Here is a 22809-nt window from a genome sequence, read left to right as displayed (position 1 = left end):
ACAGATCATTGGTGGCCGGCGCGGTCACGACGCGTACCGGAACCACGGGTTTGGGTCTTGCCGACAGCTTCCAGGGCCTGAACCAGGCGGTGAACGGCGGGAGCTGGGTCGAGGGCGCGCTGGCCGGCGGTGCCTTCGCGACGGAGGTGGCGGCGACTGTTCTGGACCCGTTCAGCGCACTGCTGTCCGGCGGGCTGAGTTGGGCGATGGAGTACTTCGATCCCCTGCGTGAGGTGCTCGACCGCCTGGCCGGCATTCCGGATCTGATCGCCGCGAATGCCCGGACCTGGGCCAACATGGCCGGCGAACTGCAATCACTGGCCGGCGATCTGGAGGCCGACCTGGCCTCGGACCTGCCGGGCTGGCAGGGTTCGGCCGCCGAGTCCTACCAGAGCCTGATGGCCGCCAACGTCGACGGCCTGGGCGGCCTGAGTGTGCTCGCGTCGACCATGGCGGCGGCCACCCAGGCGGCGGGCAACCTGGTGCAGTTCACCCGCGACATCGTTCGTGATCTGATCGCTGACCTGGTCGCCCGGGTGATTGTCTGGGCGGCCGAGTCGCTGCTGGTGGTGACGATTCCGGTGGTGGCCGCGCAGATCGCGTCCGCGGTGGTCAAGTGGGCGGGGCGGATCATGAGTTATGCGAGCGCGCTGATTGCCAGCCTGACTAACCTGCGCGTGCTCCTCGAAGGGTGAGCCCGCATCGATCGGGGCCACTAGGATTGCGCCGATCACGGGGGAGCGGTTGGGGTATGACGCGCGGTCGGGTTGTTGTCGGGGTTGTTGTTCTGCTTCTTGTTGGGCTTGTCGGGGTTGGGTATGCGGGGGCCACCGGGGCCTGGAGTGACCGGTCGACCAGTGTGCTCGGGCCGCCGGTTGTTGATCCGTCGGTGCCGGGGCATGAGCTGTTGCAGCAGGCGCTCGACATCGATGCCCAGTGGCGGGCGGGTGGCATTCAGCATTTCGCCTTTCTGCCGGCCGAACGCCCGCCCGATCTGCGCAAGCTGGAAACCATCGACGCTGATGACGGCATTGTCGACGTCTACGACGTGGGTACGCCGGTGTTGCGGACCATCGTGAAATACACCGCCCGTCGGCCCGGGCCCTGTGGTGCGCCGGTCCCCGGAGTGGCCCTCTGCCTGTTCAGTGGGCCGGTCGGTGGTGGGTCGCCGGATGCGCCGAGCGTCGCCTATGCGCGGGTCCAGCTGTCCGGCGGGCCTAAGGCGGGTGATCCGGTGACGACCCGGGCCGCCGCGTTCTGGGGCAAGACCGAGCTGGTTCCGCTCCGGGAGGCGCCGTGGTTTGCCGACCTCGTGCAGGAAGCTCTGGTCGCGGCCGGGCGGGCGTAACCCTAAGGGCCGACCTGAGAGATGTCGTAGCCGTCGGGGTAGGTCCTGGTGGGGATGCCGTCCTCGAACAGGCCGACCGGGCGCGGGCGGTGCAGATGCCTGATCAAGCGCGATCTTGTCGTCAAGGCCGTGTGCAGGGCCGCGCGCACCGGCCACGGCGGGGTGGCCAGGCCGGCCACCTTGCGCTGGCGCTCGTCGTAGATCGCGCTCACCAGGGAGTTGCCCAGTGGGGAGAGCGGGCGCGGCAAACGTTTCAGCATGCGTTCGCGGGTGGTTCGCTCGATGGTGGCGGCGGCCTCGTTGGGGATCAGGTGGGTGCGGTCGTAGGACTCGAACCACGCTTCCGTCTCGGCCAGGGATGCGGGCATGCCGGTGACGTTCATGTGCCGGCCCAGCTCGCGGAAGTACTGGTAGGTCGCCTCCCGTTCGTGGCAGCACGGGCGGCGCCAGCCGTAGCGGTCCAGCCAGCGCAGGGGCAGGACCACTCCGGCGGCCAGCACGTAGACGTACTCGTCGGGGGAGACGTGCCGGTAGGGGCGGTGGATCTGGTTGACCCGGCGGATGGCGGCTCGGGCCCTCGGGTGGTCGAAGCCGTGCAGGACCATCTCGTACATCAGGATGCCGGTGTCGTCGGCTCGCTTGCGCGGGCGCTCCGTGAGCTCGCCGGTGCCGATCAGGATCTCGGCTACCGCGGGCACCGAGAACGAGCGGTTGAACGCCAGGTTCAGGGCCAGTCGCAGGTCCCAGGGGAACTCGAAGCGCAGCATCGTGCGGAAGATCTGCTCGTAGTCGCGGGCCGGGTCCAGGGTGCGGGTGCGGGCCAGGTTGGCGTATCGGGTTCTCACGTCGTCACATTCAACCAACCGCCGTCGATGTAATACGTGGAGCCCACCGTGTAGGAGGCTCGGTCGGAGCTCAGGAAGACGAACAGGTCGGCGATCTCCTCGGGGGTGGCGAAGCGGCCGATCGGGGCGTTGTCGTCGGCGATCTTCTGCAGGTACTGCTCCCAGGTCTGGTCGGTGCCCTCGGTCAGCAGCTTCGCGGTCTTGATCCAGTCGCCGGTCATCACCAGGCCGGGGTTCACCGCGTTCACCCGGATGTTGTCGCCGATCAGCTCGTTGGCCAGGCACTTGGAGAACATCACCAGGGCCGCCTTGGTCACGTTGTAGATCGGCTCGTAGCCCAGCGGCTGGGTCGCGCAGATGGACGCGTTGTGCAGGATCACCCCGCCGCCGCGAGTGCGCATACCGGGGACCAAGGCCCGGGCCAGCCGGATCGCGGCCATCACGTGCAGGTCCCAGTACCACTGCCAGCGGTCGTCGGGGGCCGTCATGATCTTTTCTTCGCTGCCGGTGCCGGCGTTGTTGATGAGGATGTCGGCGCCGCCGAATTCCTGCTCGACGACGGCCGCCACCCGCAGTGCGTCGTCGGGGACGGTCAGGTCGGCGGGGACGGCTACCACCCGTACACCCGGAAAATCGACGGACCGCAAGCGCTCCTCGTCGCGTGCCACCAGAACCAGGTTGGCGCCTTCGGCCGCCAGGCCGTGGGCGATCGCGCGGCCGATGCCGGCACTTCCTCCGGTGACGACGGCCACTTTGCCGGTGAGACGTAGATCCATGGCGAACTCCGTTCCGAGGCGGGCGCGCGAGGCGAATCTGCGCAACATCTAGCCTCGCAGCCCGGCGCCGACGGAATGCAGGTGGCGTAGGGCCTGGGCGTACGACGAAGTCAGCGACGTCTCCTCGTAGGGCACGCCGATCTCCGCGCAGTACCGCCGGACGATCGGCTGTGCCCGGCGCAGGTTCGGCGTCGGCATCGACGGGAACAGGTGGTGCTCGATCTGGTAGTTGAGCCCGCCCAGCGCGTTGTCGACCAGCCGGCCGCCGCGGACGTTGCGGGAGGTCAGCACCTGCTTGCGGAGGTAGTCCTCGGTGCCGTCCGGGTGCGGCATGCCCTTGTGGTTGGGGGCGAACGTCAGGCCCAGGTAGACCCCGAACAGCGCCTGGTGCACCACGAAGAAGGCGAGCGCCTGCAGCGGCGACAGCACCAGCAGCAGCGCCGCCACGTAGAGGACCAGGTGGGCGGCGAGCAGGACGCTCTCCACGCCGCGCTTCTTCACGGTGCCGTCGCGCAGCGCCCGGATGCTGTCCTTGTGCAGCGAGATGCCGAGCAGGGTGAGCAGCGGGAAGAAGAACCAGGCCTGGTAGCGGGTGAGGAAGCCCTTGCCGCGGGCGCCCTCGGCGCTCCACACCAGCACGCCCGGCCCGACGTCGGGGTCGAGGTCGTCGTGGTTCGGGTTGGCGTGGTGCTTGGTGTGCTTGTCCATCCAGTAGCCGTAGGACATGCCGATCGCCAGGTTGCCGGCGATCAGCCCGGCCCGGCGGCTGGGCGTGTTGGTGCGGAACACCTGCCGGTGCGCGAGGTCGTGGGCGACCAGCGCGACCTGGGCGAACACCACGGCCAGGAAGGCGGCGACGGCCAGCGTCCACCAGGAGGAGCCGATCAGGAAGAACGCGGTCCAGCCGCCGGCCAGGGCCGCGGCAACCACACTGAGGCGTACGGCGTAGTAGCCCGGCCGCCTCTCCAGCAGGCCGGCCGCGTTGATCCGCCGGCCCAGCTCCGCGAAGTCGCTCCGCGGTCGCTCTGTCATCGTCGTCATACTCATCAAGCCAACTCCTCGCGCGGGCTCGCGTCAGGAGTGCCAGGTCCACCTCACCGGTAGTGCTAGCACTACTGAATTCCGGGCGCCGGCCCGCCACTATGGGTGCATGGAGAGGCGAGACTGGATCCGCGACGGATTGCGGGCGGTGGCCGGCGGGATGCTGGCGATCCCCCTCGCGGCCGCGAATGTCGTGCTGATCCCGCTCTTCATCGTGTCGCTGGTGCTGACCGTCCCGCTGCCGTTCGTGACCTCGCTGGTCCGGCTGCGGGCCAACGCCGCCCGGCGCATCGCCGGCTGGCACGACGTCCCGATCGACCGGCCCTACCGCCCCCGCCCGGCGAAGGCGCACCTGATCGGCCGGCGCACCTACCTGTGGATCGTCACCGACCCGGCCACCTGGCGCGACCTCGCGTGGCTGCTGCCCGGCGCGGCGATCGGCCTGATTCTCGGCGTGCTCTCGCTGGTCATCCCGCTCTACGGCGTGCAGGGCATCCTGCTCCTGCCACTGTGGATCTGGCTGGGCACCGGGTGGTACGGCTACGGCGTGATCTGGCCGATCGAGACGGTCAGCGAGGGCATGCTGTCGCTGCCGCAGGGCGCCCTGTTCCTGGCGTTCGGCCTGGCCGCGGCGCCCTACCTGCGGCGGTACGATGCGCTGTTCGCCCGGCTGCTGCTGGCCCCGACCACGAACGCCCGGCTGCGGGCCCGGGTCGCCCAGCTGTCCTACAGCCGGGCCGACACGGTCGACGCCCAGGCGGCCGAGCTGCGCCGGATCGAGCGCGATCTGCACGACGGCGCCCAGGCCCGGCTGGTGTCGCTCGGCATGACGATCGGCCTGGCCGAGGAGCTGGTCGAGCGCGATCCGCAGGCCGCCCGCAAGCTGCTGGCCGAGGCCCGCGAGGTCAGCACGACCGCCCTGGTCGAGCTGCGTCACCTGGTGCGCGGCATCCACCCGCCGGTGCTGGCCGAGCGCGGGCTGGACGGCGCGGTCCGGGCGCTCGCGCTCAACCTGCGCCTCCCGACCGCGGTCGAGTCCGAGGTGACCGGGCGGCTGGACACCCCGGTCGAGTCGGCCGCCTACTTCGCGATCGCCGAGGCGCTGGCCAACGCGACCGTGCACAGCGGGGCGACGGCCGCCTACGTGAGCATGCGGCGCGACGGCGAGACGTTGCGGATGGAGGTCGCCGACGACGGCAGGGGCGGCGCCGACCCGGCCCGCGGCACCGGCCTGACCGGCATCGGCCGCCGCCTGGGTGCGTTCGATGGCACGATGACGCTGTCCAGCCCGCCGGGCGGGCCGACCATCGTGACCATGGAGTTGCCGTGCGCGTTGTCATCGCCGAGGACCACGCTCTCCTCCGGGACGGATTGACCCGGCTGCTGGAGGCGTTCGAGTTCGAGGTGGTCGCGACCGTCGACAACGGCCCCGCGCTGCTGCCGACGCTGCTCGACCACAAGCCGGACGTCGCGATCGTCGACGTGCGGCTGCCGCCGACCTTCACCGACGAGGGGTTGCAGGCGGCGATCGCGGCCCGCACCACGGTGCCGGGGATGCCGATCCTGGTGCTGTCCCAGCACGTCGAGCCGCTGTATGCCCGGGAGCTGCTCGGCGACCGCCGCGGCGGCGTCGGCTACCTGCTGAAGGACCGGATCTCCGACGTGGCCCAGTTCATCGACGGGGTGCGGCAGGTCGCCGACGGCGGCACGGTGATGGACCCGGAGGTGGTGGCCCGGCTGCTCGACCGCAGCCGCCCGCTCGACGTGCTGACCGCGCGGGAGCGCGAGGTGCTGGGCGAGATGGCGGCAGGCCGCTCGAACGCGGCGGTCGCGGCCAAGCTGTTCGTGACGGAGAAGGCCGTCAGCAAACACATCAACAACATCTTCACGAAGCTGGGCCTGCCACCCTCGGACGACGACAACCGCCGGGTGCTGGCGGTGCTCGCCTACCTCAACGCTTAGGCCTTGGGGGCGGCCAGATACTGCGAGTTGGTCACCGCCATCGTGCGGATCTCGTCGGCGGTGAAGCCGGCTTCGAGGAGCCGGTCGGCGAACAGCGCCAGCCCGTCCTCGACCGGCGGGTTGAACGGCTGACCCAGGTCGCTGGAGAGCACCGAGTGCTCGACGCCGACCGCCCGGATGTTGGCGAACAGGTCGTCCCAGGAGACCTTGCCGGTGTACGGCGTGGTGAAGCACCGCTCCAGCAGCGCACCCTCGGCCGCCAGCTCCTGCTGCTGCGCGACGGTCAGCCGCTGCGAGGTGAACTCCGGGTGGGTGACGACGACCCGGCGCACGCCCTCCTCGCGGGCGGCCCGCACCACCGCGAGGATCTCCGGCGCCGACAGGTGCCCGGTGGCCAGCACCAGGTCGTGCCGCGCGATGACGCGCAGCACCTGCCGGACCTTTTCCAGCACCGACCCGTCGGCGTCCACCACCTCGACCACGTCCGGCACGATGCCCTGCGCGTGCAGGTCGGCCTGCAGCGCACCCCACATGGCCGGCTTGCTGCCGGGCAGGTCGGCGGCGGTGCTGCTGCGCTGGTTGCGCGAGTCGACGGTGGGCATCCAGACGATCCGCGCGCCGAGCCGGCCGGCGATCTCGACGGCGGCCGGGTTCATCCCGCCCATCGACCCGTTCAGCGTGATCGCGCCGAGGACGTCCGTCCCGGGGACGGCGGCCCGCACGACCGAGGCCCGCTCGGCGGTGGTCAGGTAGTGCGACTTGATCACGAAGCCGGCCAGGCCGACCTCGGCGAACCGGGCGGCCAGCGTCAGGTCGTCGATCCGCCGTTCCATCACGTCCGGCGCGATGTGCACGTGGGTGTCGTACCCCCCGGCGACGATCTCGCGGGCGGCGGCGGACGGTACGGGATGCTCGCTCATGACTCTCCAGATTGCACTAATGGCGGCGGCGCGCGGCCTGGGACAGCGCGGATTCAACATGGCTCAGGTGATGCCGCATGGCGCGCTCGGCGGCATCCGGGTCGCGGCCGGCGATGGCGTCCACGATCGCGGTGTGCTCGGCGAACGAGTGGGTGGCCCGCCCGGGCACCAGGATCGTCCGGAACTGGAACCGCACCAGCTGCGCCCGCAGCCCGCTGATCAGCCGCGCGGCCGTCTCGTGCCGGGCGGCCGCGATGATCGCGGCGTGCAGTTCGGCGTTGCCCTCGGAATAGCCGAGCAGGTCACCGGATTCGAGCCGGCGGCCCATCCCGGCCAGGATGCGGCGGATCGCGGCGATCTCCTTGGCGGTGGCGCGGCGGGCGGCCTCCCGCGCGGTCAGCGCTTCCAGCACGGCCCGGGTCTGCAGGATCTCGACCGCCTCGGCGTCGGTGACCACCCGGACGCGGGCCCCGCGGTGCGGGGTGAGCACGACGATGCCGTCCTGACCGAGGCGGACCAGCGCGGTGCGCACGATCGCCCGGCTGACCTCCAGCCGCTGGGCGAGTTCGATCTCGACGAGTCGCTCGTTCGGCATCAGCTCGCCGCTGTAGATGAGGGACCGCAACCGCTCGTAGGCGTCGTCGACGGCAGGCGACGTCACGAAAAGTGGTCTCCCTAGGACGATGTGAAAGGAGGCACGGATTGCTCACAATCTTGTGCACAGCATCGCGTTCGGCCGGATCACTGTCAACCGCCGCTTGACCTGCGTCGATGTCCATTTCGGAAGGCAGTGGCCAGTATATGACGGCCGATTTAGCCCGAAAAGTCTGCCATGACAGGTGATCCCCCCTGCTCTACGATCTCGACCGAACGCGGGACCGGACGGACGATTGTCAATTGACGCACCGTCCACGCAGGTCAGACGAACAGTCATCGCCGCCGATCGGACCGGCGGATTTCAGGAGGCTTAGGGATGTTCACACGCTCTCGGGTGCTGGCGGCGACAGCGCTGCTCGCGGTGCTCGTGACGGCAAGCGCTTGCTCCTCCGACGACGACAGCAGCGGTGGCGGCAGCACCGTCGCGGGCGCGTCCGGCGACCTGAAGAAGGTCACCTACGTGACGGCGTTCGGCGCCGTGGGCCGTGACTCCTTCATCTGGGTGGCGAAGGAGAAGGGCTACTTCAAGGACGCCGGCATCGACATCGACATCCAGAAGGGCGCCGGCAACGTCCAGAACCTCACGCTGATCAAGTCGGGCGGCGCGCAGTTCGCGGCCCTCGACTTCACCGGCGCCGAGATCCAGGCCGGCCTGGGCAAGTTCACCAACTGGCGGGCGATCGCCGCGATCCACCAGCAGACCCTGGTCTCGATCATGACGACCGCCGACACCAACATCACCAAGCCGACCGACCTGGCCGGCAAGAAGGTGGCCACCGCCAAGGGCTCGGTGAGCGAGCTGCTGTTCCCGGCGTACGCGAAGCAGGCCGGCCTCGACGCCAAGACCGTGACCATCGAGGGCGCCCAGACCACCGCGCTCAACGGCCTGATGGCGCAGCGCAAGGTGGACGCGCTGTCCACCTTCCTGCTGAGCAAGAAGGCGCTCGAGACGGTCTCGAAGAAGCAGGTCACCGTCCTGCCGTACTCGGAGTACCTGTCCGACCTGTTCGGCAACGCGATCATCGCCCGCGAGGAGACCATCGCGAGCGACAAGGACCTGGTGAAGAAGTTCACCGCGGCCGCCATGAAGGGTCTGCAGTACACCCTGGACAACCCGGACGAGGCCGCGGCCATCCTGAACAAGGCCGAGCCGACCGCCGCGGTCCCGGCCGCCGTCGGTGAGATCAACGCCATGAAGCCGTACGTGTCGCCGCCGAACGGCGCGCCCCTCGGTCACCTCGACCAGGAGCGGGTCGCCCGCAGCATCGCGGTTCTGCAGGGCAACGGCCTGATGCCGGCCGGTCTCACGCCCGAGAAGATCGTCGACTTCAGCTTCATCCCGGCAAGCTGACGCGCGGCGCGGGGCGGGTAAACTCCCGCCCCGCGCCCGCTCTACACAGGAGCAAGTAAATGACGGACATCGAGGCCGGCTCGCGGATGTCGCGGGTGTGGACCAATGCCGTACTCCCCGTTCTCGGCGTGGTCCTCACGGTCGCCCTGTGGTGGGGCATCACCGTGGCCTTCCACATCGACCCGTTCTACGTGCCGTCGCCCGCCGACGTCGTCGACTCCTTCATGCGTACGCCGCAATTCCTGGTCGAAGAAACCTGGACGACGGTGCAGCGCGTGCTGATCGGGTTCGCGATCGCGGTGCTCACCGGGCTGGTGATCGCGGTGACCCTGGCCGCCTCCCGCACGGTCGAGCGGATGGCGATGCCGGTCCTGGCCGCGGTCAACGCGGTGCCGAAGGTGGCGCTGGCGCCGCTGCTGCTGGTCTGGATGGGCTTCGGCGACGCCCCGAAGATCGTCATGGTGGTGCTGCTCAGCTTCTTCCCGGTGATCGTCTCGACCATGGCCGGGCTCACCTCCACCCCCGCCGACCTGCGCGAGCTGGCCCGTTCGCTGAAGGCGAGCTGGTGGCAGACGTTCGTCAAGGTCCGGCTGACCTGGGCGTTGCCGCAGGTCTTCGTCGGCCTCAAGGTCGCCACCCCGCTGGCCATCATCGGCGCGGTGATCGGCGAGGTGGTCAACCCCGATCGCGGCCTCGGCTCGGTGATCGCCGGTTCCGGCGCCTCCAACGACACCCCGCTGGCCTTCGCCGCGCTGGTCCTGCTGGCGGCCACCGGCGTCATCCTCTTCTACCTGGTCGCCGGGGTCGAGCGCCTGCTCGTCCCCTGGGCCCGAGCCATCTCAGCCTGAGGACGCACATGATCACCATCGACGGCGTATCGCAGACGTTCAAGGGCCGCTCCGGCCCGGTAGAGGCGATCCGGGACATCAACCTGTCCATCGCCGAGGGCGAGTTCCTTACCGTGATCGGCCGGTCCGGCTGCGGCAAGTCCACCCTGCTGCGGATGGTCGCCGGCCTGCTGAAACCCACCCGGGGCGAGGTCCGGGTGGCCGGCGAGCTGGTCCGCGAGCCGCGCCGCGACGTGGCGATGGTCTTCCAGAAACCGGCCCTGCTGCCGTGGCGCTCGGTCGAGGACAACATCCTGCTGCCGGTCGAGATCTTCGGCTGGAAGAAGGCCGACCACCGCGCGAACGCCGACCGCCTGCTCGAGATGACCGGCCTGACCGCCTTCCGCAAGCGCCTGCCGCACGAGCTCTCCGGCGGCATGCAGCAGCGCGTCTCGCTGTGCCGGGCGCTGATCCAGCGCCCGAAGGTGATGCTGATGGACGAGCCGTTCTCGGCCCTGGACGCGCTGACCCGCGAGGAGCTGGCGGTCGAACTCCAGCGCATCCACATGGAGCTGGGCACGACGATCATCTTCGTGACCCACTCCATCCAGGAGGCGGTCCTGCTGGCCGACCGGGTCGCGGTGCTGAGCTCCCGCCCCGGTCAGCTGCGCCGCCTGGTCGAGATCCCGATCCCGCGCCCGCGATCCTTCGGCCACAACGCGCATCTCGACGAGGTCGCCAAGGTCTCGGCCGAGCTGCACTCGCTGCTCCTCAACGACACCCACCTGCCAAAGACCTCAACCATTTAGACGTACGCCCCACCGCCGGGACAACCGCACCATCGCGAACCCCGCCTGCGGCGGCTGCCGCCGCGAGCCGGGCGGTCGGTCCCGGCCGCAGCGCGCCTCTCGCGTGTATCAGTGCCAGCGCAACGTGGCCACGCGCCCCTGCTCACCCGAGGCCCAGCAGGCACCGTCGCCGGCGCACAGCACCGCGTCGAAGCTGCCGGTGTCGAAGCGCGTCCAGGTCTTCCCGCCGTCCAGCGACAGATCGCTGCCGGTGGGCCCGACCGCCAGCGCCGCCGGCCCGTCGCCGATCCAGGCCGACCCCGAGCGGTACTCGCCGGGCACCGTGCGCGCCACCGTCCAGGTGCGACCGCGCAGGTAGGCCGCGCCATCCGGCGCCGCAGCCGGGACGGCGTAGTCGCCGCCCACCGCCAGGCCGTGCTCGCGGTCCCGGAAGGCCAGGCTGTAGATCCCGGCGCTCGGCCCGCTCGGCACCGGCGTAGCGGTCACCGACCAGCTCCGGCCGCCGTCGGCCGAGGAGAAGACCCGGGCCGCCGATCCACCGCCGGTAGCGAACCAGGCTCGACCACCCGCCGACACCAGGCAGGTCCCGCTGGCCGCGAAGGCGAACTCGCCGTCCAGCGCGGCCGGCATCCCTTCGGGGGAGCGCACCGCCCACGACCTCCCGCCATCACTGGTGGCGAGAATCCGGAACTTCCCGTCGACCGGGTCGGACAGCGCCAGCCCGTGCCGCCGGTCGAGGAACGTGACGCAGTCGTAGAACGCGTTCGGGTCCTCGTTGCGGAACGTCTCGGTCCACGACTTCCCGCCGTCCGCGGTCGCATACAGCCGGGAGTCGGTCCCGTTCCCGATGGTCAGCGCGACCGCACTGCGCGCGTCGAACGCCTCGATGTCCCGGAACTGCAGGGCGGCCGCGTCGGCCGGCCCGACCGACTGCCAGTCCCGCCCGCCGTCGGTGGTCCGCAGGATCGTCCCCGCGGTCCCCGCCGCCCACGCGACCCGGTCGCTGACCGGCGCCAGCCCCCGGAACCGCACGGTCGGCGTCCCGGTGTCGGTGAGCTGCCACGACGGCCGCCCATGAGTGAAGCCGCCCACCGAGCCCACCACCAGAAGACCAAGAAGAGCGATCGACAACTTTCGCTGCAACGTCATGACCGGAAACTACCGCTAATGATCGAGAAGAGCACGCAGTCGTACGGTGTCGGCCACCGTCCAGCCGACCGGTGGCGCCACCGCGGCCCACCCGTCGACCGTGCTCGACTTGTAGACGTGGCCGTGCCCGACCGGGACCTTGTTCGCGAAGATCAGGTCCACCGTGGTCTGCCAGAACGTGACCACCGGATACCAGTGCATGTCCGGCGTGACGTCCGGGCCGCGCTCGCCGCGCAGCCACCCCGGCCGGTGCCAGAGCAGGCTCGGGTTCCACCAGACCACCGGGTCGGACGAGTTCTGCATGTAGACGACCTTGGGCTGCCGCCCGGTCAGTTCGCGCAGCTCGGACGCCCGCGAGGCGAACTCGATCGGCAGCCCCGCGTAGTGCGGATCCCAGACCGTGCTGCCCGGCTCCCGGCCCTCGGTGAGCTGCCGGTGGATCGGGTTGGCGAAGGTCGGCCCCTCGAGCAGGATCCCGTCGGCGCCCTCGACCATCCGCTCCGCGGTGCCGAAGGTCTTCTCCGTCCCGTACGTGCCGAGGCTCTCCCCGAAGATCAGCAGCTTGGGCCGGGCGGTGACCGGCATCGCCGCCCACCGGTCGTGCACCGCGGTGATCAGTGCGGCCGCCGCCTCGGTCACCTTGGTCCGGTCGACCGCGAACGAGATCGAGCTGGGCAGGTACGAATACTGCATCGACACCAGCGCGGTGTCCCCGCCGTACATGTACTCCAGCGAGCTGGTCACGTCGTTGTCCACCCAGCCGGTGCCGGTCGGGGTGAACACCGCGACGACGGCCCGGCCGAACGCGCCGGTGCGGTCCATCTCGCGGACCAGCAGCGCGGCCCGGCCCTGGACGTCCTCGGCCGAGGCCAGCCCGGCGTAGAGCCGGATCGGCTCGGACGCCGGCCGGCCGTTGAACGCGCTGAGCTGCTCGACCGACGGCACCCGGGCGACGAAGTTGCGGCCCTGCCGGCCGAGCGAGTCCCAGCTGATCAGCGACTGCGGCGCGCCCGAGCGCAGGGTGGTGGCCGGCTGGACCACGCCCCGCCCGGTCCCGCTGTCGGTGAGCGCGGCCGACCGGTCGGCGGTGGTGTAGAGGTTGCCCATGAGCAGGCCGTCGAACGCGCCGTAACCGAGCATGGTGACGACCAGGAAGCCGGCGCAGTAGGCGGCAGACTCGGGCACGAGCCGGCCGAGGAGGCGGGCGATGCCGTGCGCGGCCAGCCGCAGCAGCCGGGCGATCAGCAGCAGCACCCCGAAGGTGAGCAGGCTGATCCCGACCGTGCGCAGGGCGTCGTACTCCTGCTGGGGTTGCATGCCCAGGCGCACCCGGAGCTCGCGCTGCCAGCGGGTGCCGAGCCACAGGAACACCAGGATCAGCACCGGGAGCAGGGCGAACAGCAGGCGCCAGGCGATCCGCTCGACCCGGCGCGACGGCCACCATCGCAGTCGCACGAGAGCGCCGATGGCGGTGCCCACCGCGTACCCGATGGCGCCGGTCAGCCCGGCCACCACGCCCTGCAGGAACCAGGGGCGGGGGAGCAGCGACGGGGTGAAGGAGAGGCAGTAGAAGACGGCCGACAGGCCGAAGCCGGTGACGCTGAGCCTGCAGCGAACCATCCGGCGGCGCGGGACGACGTTGTTCTCGGGGCTGCGCCGCGGTGCTGGAATCCAGCTGCGCCGCGGCGCGGATGTCTCCGACGGGTCCGTCACCACCAGCTTGCGCATCAGGCGTTCCCCCCTCGCCGGCGGACTCCGTCAACCCATCTTCAACCACCGATGCCAGCGGCTGGGGGGCTCAATAGCTGGGCGGACCGTCATTTCGCATCATCTGGGGGAGACGGCCGCGGATCTGGTTGCGAAAAGGGTTCAGGTCGAGCGCCACCGGCCGATCACTGGCTGCGAGGAGGTGTTCACCATGCGGCTGCGAAACTGGATCGCGGTAGTGGTCAGTGTGCTTTTGCTGGCCGCGGCGGGGACGGTCGGCATCCTGGTCAACCGGTCGGCGCTGCGTGCGGCCGACGCGGTGCACCGCAACGACTCGCAGGCACTCGCGGTCAACAACGGCACTCTCACCAAGCAGCTGCAGTTGCTCTCGGCGAAGGAGCTGGCCTCCTTCCTCGGCGACCACACGCTGCACCTGGGTAAGAACAGCGCGGCCGACAAGGCGACCCTGGCCACGCTGGTGACCAAGAGCTCGACCTTCTCCTACGGCGCGCTGATCACCGACCTCAGCGGCACCGTGCTCACCGCGAGCCGCACCACCGGTCTGCCGTCGGCCACCGACGCCGCCTGGAAACCGCTGCGCGCCGCGCTCCTGGCCGGCCAGCCCGGCTTCTCCTCGATCATGAACGTGAACGGCACCTACCTCGAGGCGGTGGCGGTGCCGATCACCGTCGGCGGCAGCGCCGCCGGGCTGCTGATCGGCCTGAACGCGGTCGCCTCCACCTCGCTCCAGCAATACCTGGAGACGCTCAAGGACGACACCCACACCACCGTGGTGGTCGACGCGGCCGGCACCATCGCGGCCACCGACAACGCCGCCGACGTGGGCACGACGGTGGACTCGGCGATCCGGTCGGCGATCGCCGCCGCCCCGGCGAGCGGCACGTTCGTCGAGTACACGGCCGGCTCGACCAAGATGATCGCGATCGTGGTCGGGCAGCTGCCGGGCGGCTACGCCTACGTGCGGACGCAGACCCGCCAGTCGTTCGACGGTGCGGTGCACGCCAAGAGCCAGACCCTGAACATGACCCTGCTCGCCATGCTGCTGATCGGCGTGGCCGCGGTGTCGATCCTCGGGTACCGCACGATGCTGCAGCGCCGCCGCTCCGACGAGCGGTTCCAGGCCCTCTTCCAGCACGCCCCCGACCTGGTGTCGGTGCTCGACGCGGACGGGCGGATCGCGTTCTCCAGCCCGAGCGGCGCCGCGATCCTCGGCTTCGGGACCGGCAAGCTGGTCGGCACCAGCGTCTTCGACATCATCCATCCCGAGGACCGGCCGTACATGATGCAGCAGTTCGGGATGCTGCTGAACGAGAAGGACGCGGTGATCCGGCTGCAGTGCCGGGTCCGGCCGGCCACCGGCGAGTACCGCTGGTTCGAGTTCACCGCGTCCAACCAGATGGGCAACCCGGCGCTGGCCGGCGTGGTGATCAACGCCCGGGACGTGTCCGAGAACCGGGCGTTCCAGGAGCGGCTGGAGTTCGAGGCGCAGCACGACGCGCTGACCGGCCTGCCGAACCGGCGGCGGATGCAGGACGTGCTGGGCGCGTCGCTGCCGTTCGACGCGGTCGCGGTGCTCTTCGTCGACCTGGACGGCTTCAAGCCGGTCAACGACGCGCACGGCCACGAGGCCGGCGACGAACTCCTGCGCCAGGTCGCGGCCCGGCTCAGCGCCTGCGTCCGGGAGAACGACGTGCTCTCCCGGGTCGGCGGCGACGAGTTCGTGGTCCTGATGCCGGGCGTGCTCGACCCGGGTTCGGTCGAGGCCACCAGCGCCCGGATCCGCTCCGCGATCGAGGCTCCGTTCATGATCGACGGCAACGAGGTGCGGATCGGCGCGAGCGTCGGCGTGCACCTGGCCCCGCACTCCTGCGACCCGGACGAGGCGCTGCGCGCCGCCGACCACGCGATGTACACGATCAAGAAGGCCGGCGGCAGCCGGGCACTGCGCGAGCCGGTCGTCGCGGGGGTGTCCGGGAGGCACCGCGCCGAGCCGTGAGAGGGCACACTGGGGGTCTGAAGCCCCCAGCGAGCGCGAAACGGCGGTGCCTGCGGTGTCCCGGATCCTGTCCCGGCGTGACCTCGACTTCCTGCTCTACGAGTGGCTCGACGTCGAGGCGCTGACCTCGCGGGAGCGCTTCGCCGAGCACTCCCGGGAGACGTTCGACGCGTTCCTCGACGTGTCCGCCCGGATCGCCGAGCGGGATTTCGCCCCGCACAACCGGCGCAACGATCTCGAGGAGCCGACCTTCGACGGCGAGCGGGTGACGATCATCCCGGAGGTCGCGGCGGCGCTGAAGGCGTTCAACGAGACCGGCCTGATCTCGGCGAACATGGATGCCGAGGTCGGTGGCATGCAGTTGCCGCACGTGGTGGCCCGGGCCTGCTTCCTGTGGTTCCAGGCGGCGAACACCGGCACCTCGGCCTACCCGATGCTGTCCATCGGCAACGCCAGCCTGCTGCTCGCGCACGGCACGCCGGAGCAGATCGAGACGTACGCGAAGCCGATCCTGGACGGCCGGTTCACCGGCACGATGTGCCTGTCCGAGCCGCAGGCCGGCTCCTCGCTGAGCGACGTGACCACCAAGGCGGTGCCGGCCGGCGACGGCAGCTACCGGGTCACCGGCAGCAAGATGTGGATCTCCGGCGGCGACCACGAGCTGAGCGAGACGATCGTGCACCTGGTGCTGGCCCGGGTGGCCGGCGCCCCGCCCGGCGTGAAGAGCCTGTCGCTGTTCATCGTGCCCAAGCACCACGTCGCCGCGGACGGCACGGTCGGCGACCGCAACGGCGTCGCCCTGGCCGGGCTCAACCACAAGATGGGCTACCGGGGCACCACCAACGCGGTGCTCTCCTTCGACGACGCGACCGGCTACCTGGTGGGCAGGGAGGGGCACGGCCTCGCCTACATGTTCCACATGATGAACGAGGCGCGGATCGGGGTGGGCTCGGGCGCGGTGGCCCTCGGCTACACGGGTTACCTGCACGCCCTCGCGTATGCCCGGGAGCGGCTGCAGGGGCGGCCGGTCGCGGCCAAGGACCCGGCCGCGCCGCCGGTGCCGATCATCGAGCACCCGGATGTCCGTCGCATGTTGCTCGCCTCCAAGACGTACGTCGAAGGGGGTCTCGCTCTTGTGCTCTATGCGGCGAAGCTGCTGGACCAGCCCTCGGCCGAGAACGACCTGCTCCTCGACGTGCTGACGCCGATCGTGAAGGCGTGGCCGTCGCAGTGGTGCCGGCTCGCCAACGATCACGCGATCCAGATCCACGGCGGCTACGGCTACACGCGCGAATATCCGGTCGAGCAGTTCTACCGGGACAACCGGCTCAACTCGATCCACGAGGGCACCGACGGCATCCAGGGCCTCGACCTGCTCGGCCGCAAGGTCCTGATGCGCGACGGCGCGGGCCTGGCGCTGCTGCTGGATCGGATCCGCGCGACGGCTTCGGACAGCGAGCTCGGCAAACCCGTGCTCGCGGCGGCCGATCGGGTCGCGGCCACCACCGCCAAGCTGTGGGCCGACGGCAACCCGACGGTGGCGCTGGCCAACTCGACGGCCTACCTCGACGCCGTCGGTCACCTGGTGATCGCCTGGATGTGGCTGGAGCAGGCCGCGGCCGTCGGGGACAAAACCGACAAATTCTACGAAGGCAAGCGGCTGGCCGCCCGCTACTTCGTCACCCACGAACTGCCACGCACCGGCCCGCTGCTCGACCTGCTCGACTCGCGGGACACGCTGCTCGCCGACCTCGACCCGCAGGTGTTCTAGGTGGGCAGCGCGACCACGGTCCAGGCCGGCGACCTCGAGGTCCGCATCTCCAACCCCGACCGGATCTACTTCCCCGACCTCGGGCTGACCAAGCTCGACCTGGTCAACTACTACCTCGCGGTCGGCGACGGGATCGTCCGGGCGCTGCGCGAGCGGCCGTGCATGCTGCACCGCTTCCCGTCCGGCCTGGCCGGCGAGAAGGTCCACCAGAAGCGCGTGCCGAACGGCGCGCCGCCCTGGCTGGAGACGGTCCGGGTGACCTTTCCGCGATACCACCGGCACGCCGACGAGCTGTGCGTGACGAAACTGGCCGACGTGATCTGGGCGGTACAGATGTCGACCGTCGAGTTCCACCCGTGGAACTCGCGCCGAGCCGACACCGAGAAGCCCGACGAGTGGCGGATCGACCTCGACCCGATGCCGGACTGCACCTACGACCGGGTCCGCCGGGTCGCCGCGGTGGCCCGCGAGGTGCTCGACGACCTCGGCATCACCGGCTACCCGAAGACGTCCGGCGGCCGGGGCCTGCACATCTACGTGCGGATCAAGCCGGAGTGGGAGTTCGGCGAGGTGCGCCGGGCGGCCCTGGCGTTCGCCCGCGAGGTCGAGCGCCGCGCCCCCGACGACGTCACGACCACGTGGTGGCGCAAGGACCGCGACCCGGCCAAGCTGTTCGTCGACTACAACCAGAACGCCCGAGACCACACGATCGCGAGCGCCTACTCGGTGCGCGGCGTGGCGGCCGGCACGGTCTCCACCCCGATCGAGTGGTCCGAGATCCCCGACGCCGACCCGCACGACTTCACCATCAAGACGGTCCCGGACCGCTTCACCCGCCTGGGCGACCTGCACGCCACGATCGACGACACCGCATACGACCTGACCACCCTGCTGGAGTGGGCCGAGCGCGACGGCCTGGAGACACCCCCGGAGGACTAGGACGCCCTTGATCGAAACACGGGCGGGGCAGGCTGCTTCCTGTGGAGATTCTGCTGCTGGTTCCGGGGTCACCGGGGCGCTGGGGTCAGCCGCTGCCGGCGCTCGAGCTGCTTGACCATGCGGTTCGGGTCGGGCCGGACGATCGGCTCGGCCGGGTGACCGACGCCGTGCTCGTGGATGCCCGGCCGCATCCGCGCGAAGCCCGCGAGACCTGCCGCACCCTGCGGTTCGACGGCCTGGCGGTGCCGTTGATCGCGGTGGTTGCCGAGTCGGGGCTGGCCTCGGTCACCGCCGACTGGGGGCTGGACGACATCGTGCTGGCCGGCGCCGGGCCCGGTGAGCTGCAGTCGCGCCTGCAGATGGCGGCCGGGCGGCTGGCCGCCCGGACCGTCGACGGGCCGATCGAGGCCGGGCGGCTGACCATCGATCCGCGCTCGTTCAGCGTCACCGTCGGCGGGCGGCGGGTCGCGCTCGCGTTCCGGGAGTTCGAGCTTCTCAAGTTCCTGGCCCTGCATCCGGGGCAGGTCTTCACCCGCGAGCGGCTGCTGCGGGAGGTCTGGGGCTACGACTTCGCCGGCGGCCACCGCACGGTGGACATGCACGTCCGGCGGCTGCGGTCCAAGCTGGGACCGGGCAACGAGTTCCTGATCGCAACGGTCCGCCAGGTCGGTTACCGGCTCGGCGGCACACCCGAAGTAGATATCTTTAAAGATAGTACTTGCGATCTTTATAGATCGGAGCTACAACTGAGACATGGCATCTGTGACGATCACCTTCAACCCTGACCTCGAGGGGGACATCGAGGAAGCTCGCTCAATTCTGGACCGGCTCAGCGAACGCAGCGCCGCAACTTCGGTCAGCCCCGAGGTGGTGCGGGAGAAGATCATCGCGCTGCTGCGGGGTTATGGCGAGAAGCGTACGGAGTACATCCGGCAGGTGGCCCTGGCCGCTCCGGGCCGTGCCGCGTTCGCCGACCTCACCGCCGTGGTCGGGTCGGCCAAGGCCATCGGCGGCACCCACTCGGCGATCGAGCGGGCGTGGCGGGCCAAGGGCATGTCCACGACGTTCATCTCCACCGACCCCAGCGGCAACGCGCGCATGGAGCCGCACCTGGCCACGATGGTGCTCGAGGTGCTGCACGACCAGGTCGACGAGCCCGACCCGCTGCGCAGCGCCCGCTTCTAGGCACGGAAAAGGGTCCGCCCTCACGAGGACGGACCCTTCACCCCGGATGGATCACTCGGCGAGAGCCCCGCAGCAGGTCTCGATGATCATGCCGGCGACCACGTAGGGGTCCATGTTGGCGTTCGGGCGACGGTCCTCGAGCCAGCCCTTCTTCGCCTTCTCCACGGCCCACGGGATGCGCACCGAGGCACCGCGGTCGGAGGCGCCCCAGCTGAAGTTCTCCCAGCTGGCCGTCTCGTGCGCACCGGTCAGCCGGTCCTTGATCCCGGCACCGTACGCCTCGACGTGCGCAGCCGCGTTCCGCCCCAGCGCCTCGCACGCGGTCACGATCGCGTCGTAGCCCTGCATCGTGGCCTTGGTGGAGAAGTTGGTGTGCGCGCCCGCACCGTTCCAGTCACCGGGCATCGGCTTGGCGTCGAACGAGACGACCACGCCGAAGTCCTCGGCGATGCGGTGCAACAGCCACCGGGCGACCCACATCTGGTCGCCGATCATCGGAGCCGGCAGGACCCCGATCTGGAACTCCCACTGGCCCATCATGACCTCGGCGTTCGTGCCCTCGATCGAGAGCCCCGCCTTCAGGCACGCGGCGGTGTGCGCCTCGACGATCTCGCGGCCGACCATCTTCTCGCCGCCGACCCCGCAGTAGTACGGCCCCTGCGGCGCCGGGTAGCCGTTCTCCGGCCAGCCCAGCGGCCGGCCGTTCTGGAAGAACGTGTACTCCTGCTCGATGCCGAACATCGGTTCCTGATCGGCGTACTTCTCGGCGGCCGCGACGCAGAAGGCGCGGGTGTTGGTCGGATGCGGGGTGAAGTCGGTCAATTCGACATCACACAGCACGAGGATGTCGCCCTCGTTCCGCAGCGGGTCCGGACAGGTGTAGACCGGCCGCAACACACAGTCCGACTGGTCACCGGGCGCCTGATTGGTGCTCGATCCGTCGAATCCCCAGATTTCGGGTTCTTTGCCATCCGCCACGATGCGGGTCTTGTTCCTGAGCAACGGCGACGGCTTAGTGCCATCGATCCAGATGTATTCGGCCTGATATGGCATCCCGCAGCTCCCTCGGCGTTCTTCCGCTGGCGCGACAAACGTTTCAGGACGGAAAGTCGCGAACCATTGCCGCCATATGACAGGCCGGTAAACGGAGGCCGATCCGGCCAAGGCAAAGGCTTTTTGTCGTACGCCCCTGCCAGGCTCCCGCCATGACGAGTCCACTGCGCGACCGAGATGAGTTGATCCGAACCCTTTCACCGCTCCTGGGCGGAGAGGGATGTCACCCATCTCGGGGACACTCTTCAGCCTGAGTTTCCGTGACATTGCTGCGGCTGCGGGCGTAACGTCGGCGATAGCAATTCTGTTATCGTCTTGGGTCATGGCCTTCACGACGGTGCTGTTGCCTCAAGCTGCAGACGAACTCGGTGCCCTGCCGAGCGGCGAAGCCGTCGCCGTGGCCAATGTGATCAAGAAGCTGGAGTCGGTGGGGATCAGTTGAAGACCATCGACCAGGTCATCGAGGAACGCAAGCAGACTGACCCGGATTTCGCCGACGAGTGGGATCGTGGAGCGTTTGCTCGCGAGGTAGCGCTGGCGATGGTGCGGTATCGCACCGAACAGCAGCTCAGCCAGCGCGATCTGGCGAAGCAGACCGGTCTCAAACAACCCGTCATCGCCCGGCTGGAGACCGGCGAACACCCGCCGTCGTTGATGACGCTCGCGAAACTGACCCGGGCGACCGGGCTCGAGTTCCGCATCGAGATCACCCAGGGCGGCGTCGCGATGCCGCAGCGCCGGCTGACGTTCACCGCGCGATACCGGTGCAAGATGTCGTTCGACGTCCGCAATCGGGACGACAGTCGGCTGACCTCGGCCGAGCTGGCCTCGGCGGCCGACGCTCTGACCGCCGAGCTGCACAATCTCGAGGAATGCAACGAGTCCATGCGGGACTCCGTGGTCTTCAGGGACGCCGAGGCCGGCACGGTCACCGTCGCGATCACCGTCATCGCGGACGACGAACCCGGGGCCGCCCAGTTCACGTCCGACGTCTGCCGGACGGCCATTCACGCCACCGGTGGCTCCACGCCCGGGTGGTCGTCGGACTCGGAGGGGCCGTCGAGTCCCGACTTCCGGCCGACGGACCTGCACGTCAAGAACGCGGCCTGACCAGCGCCGCGAGTGCTAGTGGCGGCCCCGATTCAAGGGTTTGCCGTTGATGGTCAGGTGCAGGCGGGAGCTTCGGACGCCGCCCAGGTACGGCTCCAGGCGGTCCAGGGCGTAGTTGATGGCGCCGGCCTTCTTGTCCGGGTTGTGGCCGGGGAACTCGATCACGTAAGCGCCGGCCCGGGTGGCGGCCTCGGCGGTGTGGTCGGTGCAGTTGTTGGGCACGACCACGATCAGCTCCGGGCGCTGGGTCTGCCGCCGCAGCGAGGCGATGGTGTCGGCGATCGCGGCGGCCTCGTTGTAGGCCGGCACGACCGCGGCGACCCGCAATTGCCGTCGCTCGGTGCGGACTTTGCGCGTCAATTCACCCGGTGAAGAAAGCGGGAGCGCATTGTCTGTGTGTATTCTGTGCCGGGGCTGTGCGAACATGCCGGCGGTCATGCGAATCCTTGCTGATCGGTGAGCGTGCCCAGGGGACTTGGGCGTGTTGATCTTAGGAATGCGGCCGGGCCGGCCAGGTAGTCCGTCTGGTTTGGACAGCGATTCCGAATGGGCCACCCGAGTGGCGTATTCTCCCGGAAATTCGGGAAGGAAATGAATTGCGGGGTACGCACGTTTGATCGTCCTGATTCTTGGTGGGACCGCGGATGCCCGGGCCCTCGCGGGGGCGCTGCCGGGGCACACCGTGATCAGTTCGCTCGCCGGGCGGACCAGCTCGCCGCTGCTGCCGCCGGGTGAGGTGCGGATCGGCGGGTTCGGTGGCGCGGACGGGCTGGCCGGCTTCCTGACCGGGCGTGGCGTCGACCTTCTGGTGGACGCCACCCATCCGTTCGCGGCGACGATCAGTGCCAACGCGAGCCGGGCGGCGGCGCTCGCCGGGGTTCCGCTGCTGCATCTGCGGCGGCCGGGGTGGGTCGAGGAGGCGGGCGACGCCTGGCACCGCGTACCCAATCTTGGGGAAGCTTCCGCTCTTCTTCCCCGGCTCGGCCGGCGGGTTTTTCTGACCACCGGGCGGCAGGAGATCGCGGCGTTCGCCGGGGTGGAGGGGTGCTGGTTCCTGGCGCGGTCGGTGGAGCCGCCGGCTCCGCCGATGCCGGCCGATCTCGAGGTGATCCTGGATCGGGGGCCGTTCACGCTCGAGGGCGAACGGCAGCTGCTCGCCGGTCATCGGATCGACGTGCTGGTCAGTAAGGACAGTGGTGGGCCGGCGGCCAAGCTCGCGGCGGCCCGGGAGCGCGGGATTCCGGTCGTGCTCGTCGATCGGCCGCCGCTGCCGGCCGGGGAGATCGTCGCGACGGTGCGCGAGGCGGCGGCCTGGGTCACCCGGAAGCGGGACTCAGCGTAA

Annotated in this window: 23 protein-coding genes; 14 read left to right on the top strand and 9 right to left on the bottom strand. The window is 69.9% G+C overall.

Translation table 11 applies throughout. The features are described 5' to 3' along the window. Positions 1 to 11 precede the first annotated feature (11 nt). Positions 12 to 695, top strand: coding sequence for a WXG100 family type VII secretion target (locus tag Adu01nite_RS18870; RefSeq protein WP_239132519.1), 684 nt, complete (start codon positions 12 to 14; stop codon positions 693 to 695). Between the two features lie 56 nt (positions 696 to 751). Further along, entirely contained in the window at positions 752 to 1348 is a 597-nt protein-coding gene (locus Adu01nite_RS18865; RefSeq protein WP_203728195.1) for a hypothetical protein, read from the top strand. 2 nt (positions 1349 to 1350) lie between these two features. Here Adu01nite_RS18865 and Adu01nite_RS18860 read toward each other — a convergent pair whose 3' ends face one another. From Adu01nite_RS18860 to Adu01nite_RS18850, 3 genes are read right to left on the bottom strand one after another with little or no spacing between them, the layout of a single operon-like run. After that, the gene (locus Adu01nite_RS18860) at positions 1351 to 2193 is read right to left on the bottom strand and encodes an oxygenase MpaB family protein (protein ID WP_203728194.1); all 843 of its coding nucleotides are present in this window, start codon (positions 2191 to 2193) and stop codon (positions 1351 to 1353) included. Continuing rightward, the gene (locus Adu01nite_RS18855) at positions 2190 to 2969 is read right to left on the bottom strand and encodes an SDR family NAD(P)-dependent oxidoreductase (protein WP_203728193.1); all 780 of its coding nucleotides are present in this window, start codon (positions 2967 to 2969) and stop codon (positions 2190 to 2192) included. The genes Adu01nite_RS18860 and Adu01nite_RS18855 overlap by 4 nt, the downstream gene beginning before the upstream one ends. Positions 2970 to 3017: 48 nt before the next feature. Next, positions 3018 to 4010 carry a fatty acid desaturase family protein gene (locus Adu01nite_RS18850; protein ID WP_203728192.1) on the bottom strand — a complete coding sequence of 331 codons (993 nt, stop codon included), beginning with the start codon at positions 4008 to 4010 and terminating at the stop codon, positions 3018 to 3020. A gap of 109 nt (positions 4011 to 4119) precedes the next feature. Between Adu01nite_RS18850 and Adu01nite_RS18845 the strand changes: the two genes are divergently transcribed. Together Adu01nite_RS18845 and Adu01nite_RS18840 are read left to right on the top strand one after the other, a co-directional pair. After that, entirely contained in the window at positions 4120 to 5385 is a 1266-nt protein-coding gene (locus tag Adu01nite_RS18845; RefSeq protein ID WP_203728191.1) for a sensor histidine kinase, read from the top strand. Next, positions 5337 to 5972: a response regulator transcription factor gene (locus Adu01nite_RS18840; RefSeq protein ID WP_203728190.1), complete on the top strand. Its 636-nt coding sequence runs from the start codon at positions 5337 to 5339 to the stop codon at positions 5970 to 5972. The genes Adu01nite_RS18845 and Adu01nite_RS18840 overlap by 49 nt, the downstream gene beginning before the upstream one ends. Here the strand turns inward: Adu01nite_RS18840 and Adu01nite_RS18835 are convergent. Further along, positions 5969 to 6892: a DUF6282 family protein gene (locus Adu01nite_RS18835; protein ID WP_203728189.1), complete on the bottom strand. Its 924-nt coding sequence runs from the start codon at positions 6890 to 6892 to the stop codon at positions 5969 to 5971. The two genes, Adu01nite_RS18840 and Adu01nite_RS18835, sit on opposite strands and share 4 nt — an antisense overlap. Before the next feature lie 16 nt (positions 6893 to 6908). Further along, positions 6909 to 7553: a GntR family transcriptional regulator gene (locus Adu01nite_RS18830; protein ID WP_203728188.1), complete on the bottom strand. Its 645-nt coding sequence runs from the start codon at positions 7551 to 7553 to the stop codon at positions 6909 to 6911. 312 nt (positions 7554 to 7865) lie between these two features. On the opposite strand from Adu01nite_RS18830, the gene Adu01nite_RS18825 reads away from it, so the two are divergent. From Adu01nite_RS18825 to Adu01nite_RS18815, 3 genes are read left to right on the top strand one after another with little or no spacing between them, the layout of a single operon-like run. Further along, positions 7866 to 8900, top strand: a complete 1035-nt coding sequence (locus tag Adu01nite_RS18825) for an ABC transporter substrate-binding protein (RefSeq protein ID WP_203728187.1) — start codon at positions 7866 to 7868, stop codon at positions 8898 to 8900. Between the two features lie 59 nt (positions 8901 to 8959). Next, positions 8960 to 9748 carry an ABC transporter permease gene (locus tag Adu01nite_RS18820; protein WP_203728186.1) on the top strand — a complete coding sequence of 263 codons (789 nt, stop codon included), beginning with the start codon at positions 8960 to 8962 and terminating at the stop codon, positions 9746 to 9748. 8 nt (positions 9749 to 9756) lie between these two features. Next, positions 9757 to 10536 carry an ABC transporter ATP-binding protein gene (locus Adu01nite_RS18815; protein ID WP_203728185.1) on the top strand — a complete coding sequence of 260 codons (780 nt, stop codon included), beginning with the start codon at positions 9757 to 9759 and terminating at the stop codon, positions 10534 to 10536. A 108-nt stretch (positions 10537 to 10644) separates the two neighbouring features. Here Adu01nite_RS18815 and Adu01nite_RS18810 read toward each other — a convergent pair whose 3' ends face one another. Next, positions 10645 to 11685 carry a WD40/YVTN/BNR-like repeat-containing protein gene (locus Adu01nite_RS18810; RefSeq protein WP_203728184.1) on the bottom strand — a complete coding sequence of 347 codons (1041 nt, stop codon included), beginning with the start codon at positions 11683 to 11685 and terminating at the stop codon, positions 10645 to 10647. A 15-nt stretch (positions 11686 to 11700) separates the two neighbouring features. Continuing rightward, positions 11701 to 13413, bottom strand: a complete 1713-nt coding sequence (locus tag Adu01nite_RS18805; protein WP_203728183.1) for an alpha/beta hydrolase — start codon at positions 13411 to 13413, stop codon at positions 11701 to 11703. 190 nt (positions 13414 to 13603) lie between these two features. On the opposite strand from Adu01nite_RS18805, the gene Adu01nite_RS18800 reads away from it, so the two are divergent. The 5 genes from Adu01nite_RS18800 to Adu01nite_RS18780 are packed head-to-tail and all read left to right on the top strand — an operon-like array spanning position 13604 to position 19304. Next, positions 13604 to 15409: a sensor domain-containing diguanylate cyclase gene (locus Adu01nite_RS18800; protein WP_203728182.1), complete on the top strand. Its 1806-nt coding sequence runs from the start codon at positions 13604 to 13606 to the stop codon at positions 15407 to 15409. Between the two features lie 46 nt (positions 15410 to 15455). Continuing rightward, positions 15456 to 17180: an acyl-CoA dehydrogenase gene (locus Adu01nite_RS18795; RefSeq protein WP_438871085.1), complete on the top strand. Its 1725-nt coding sequence runs from the start codon at positions 15456 to 15458 to the stop codon at positions 17178 to 17180. Beyond that, positions 17181 to 18119, top strand: coding sequence for a non-homologous end-joining DNA ligase (gene ligD, locus Adu01nite_RS18790; protein WP_203728180.1), 939 nt, complete (start codon positions 17181 to 17183; stop codon positions 18117 to 18119). Between the two features lie 41 nt (positions 18120 to 18160). Beyond that, positions 18161 to 18904: a response regulator transcription factor gene (locus Adu01nite_RS47850; protein WP_239132518.1), complete on the top strand. Its 744-nt coding sequence runs from the start codon at positions 18161 to 18163 to the stop codon at positions 18902 to 18904. Continuing rightward, positions 18873 to 19304: a hypothetical protein gene (locus Adu01nite_RS18780; protein WP_203728179.1), complete on the top strand. Its 432-nt coding sequence runs from the start codon at positions 18873 to 18875 to the stop codon at positions 19302 to 19304. The genes Adu01nite_RS47850 and Adu01nite_RS18780 overlap by 32 nt, the downstream gene beginning before the upstream one ends. Positions 19305 to 19355: 51 nt before the next feature. On the opposite strand, the gene glnII is transcribed toward Adu01nite_RS18780, so the two are convergent. Beyond that, positions 19356 to 20357 carry a glutamine synthetase GlnII gene (gene glnII / locus Adu01nite_RS18775; RefSeq protein WP_203728178.1) on the bottom strand — a complete coding sequence of 334 codons (1002 nt, stop codon included), beginning with the start codon at positions 20355 to 20357 and terminating at the stop codon, positions 19356 to 19358. A 438-nt stretch (positions 20358 to 20795) separates the two neighbouring features. On the opposite strand from glnII, the gene Adu01nite_RS18770 reads away from it, so the two are divergent. Further along, entirely contained in the window at positions 20796 to 21467 is a 672-nt protein-coding gene (locus Adu01nite_RS18770; RefSeq protein ID WP_203728177.1) for a helix-turn-helix domain-containing protein, read from the top strand. A 15-nt stretch (positions 21468 to 21482) separates the two neighbouring features. On the opposite strand, the gene Adu01nite_RS18765 is transcribed toward Adu01nite_RS18770, so the two are convergent. Continuing rightward, positions 21483 to 21827, bottom strand: coding sequence for a glycosyltransferase (locus Adu01nite_RS18765; protein ID WP_203728176.1), 345 nt, complete (start codon positions 21825 to 21827; stop codon positions 21483 to 21485). Between the two features lie 253 nt (positions 21828 to 22080). Here Adu01nite_RS18765 and Adu01nite_RS18760 point away from each other — a divergent pair, with 253 nt between their 5' ends. Beyond that, a complete protein-coding gene (locus Adu01nite_RS18760) occupies positions 22081 to 22809 on the top strand; it encodes a cobalt-precorrin-6A reductase (protein WP_203728175.1) in 729 nt (242 codons plus the stop codon).

The sequence above is a fragment of the Paractinoplanes durhamensis genome (assembly GCF_016862175.1).
Lineage (GTDB): Bacteria > Actinomycetota > Actinomycetes > Mycobacteriales > Micromonosporaceae > Actinoplanes > Actinoplanes durhamensis.
Note: the sequence above shows the minus strand (reverse complement) of the source record. Positions and strands in the feature narration are given on the sequence as shown.

Bases quoted from the DNA above. Each gene is read 5' to 3' on its own strand.
- Adu01nite_RS18865 (WP_203728195.1), top strand. From the start codon at position 752: ATGACGCGCGGTCGGGTTGTTGTCGGGGTTGTTGTTCTGCTTCTTGTT.
- Adu01nite_RS18855 (WP_203728193.1), bottom strand. From the start codon at position 2,969: ATGGATCTACGTCTCACCGGCAAAGTGGCCGTCGTCACCGGAGGAAGT.
- Adu01nite_RS18850 (WP_203728192.1), bottom strand. From the start codon at position 4,010: ATGACGACGATGACAGAGCGACCGCGGAGCGACTTCGCGGAGCTGGGC.
- Adu01nite_RS18845 (WP_203728191.1), top strand. From the start codon at position 4,120: ATGGAGAGGCGAGACTGGATCCGCGACGGATTGCGGGCGGTGGCCGGC.
- Adu01nite_RS18835 (WP_203728189.1), bottom strand. From the start codon at position 6,892: ATGAGCGAGCATCCCGTACCGTCCGCCGCCGCCCGCGAGATCGTCGCC.
- Adu01nite_RS18825 (WP_203728187.1), top strand. From the start codon at position 7,866: ATGTTCACACGCTCTCGGGTGCTGGCGGCGACAGCGCTGCTCGCGGTG.
- Adu01nite_RS18820 (WP_203728186.1), top strand. From the start codon at position 8,960: ATGACGGACATCGAGGCCGGCTCGCGGATGTCGCGGGTGTGGACCAAT.
- Adu01nite_RS18815 (WP_203728185.1), top strand. From the start codon at position 9,757: ATGATCACCATCGACGGCGTATCGCAGACGTTCAAGGGCCGCTCCGGC.
- Adu01nite_RS18810 (WP_203728184.1), bottom strand. From the start codon at position 11,685: ATGACGTTGCAGCGAAAGTTGTCGATCGCTCTTCTTGGTCTTCTGGTG.
- Adu01nite_RS18805 (WP_203728183.1), bottom strand. From the start codon at position 13,413: ATGCGCAAGCTGGTGGTGACGGACCCGTCGGAGACATCCGCGCCGCGG.
- Adu01nite_RS18800 (WP_203728182.1), top strand. From the start codon at position 13,604: ATGCGGCTGCGAAACTGGATCGCGGTAGTGGTCAGTGTGCTTTTGCTG.
- Adu01nite_RS18780 (WP_203728179.1), top strand. From the start codon at position 18,873: ATGGCATCTGTGACGATCACCTTCAACCCTGACCTCGAGGGGGACATC.
- glnII (WP_203728178.1), bottom strand. From the start codon at position 20,357: ATGCCATATCAGGCCGAATACATCTGGATCGATGGCACTAAGCCGTCG.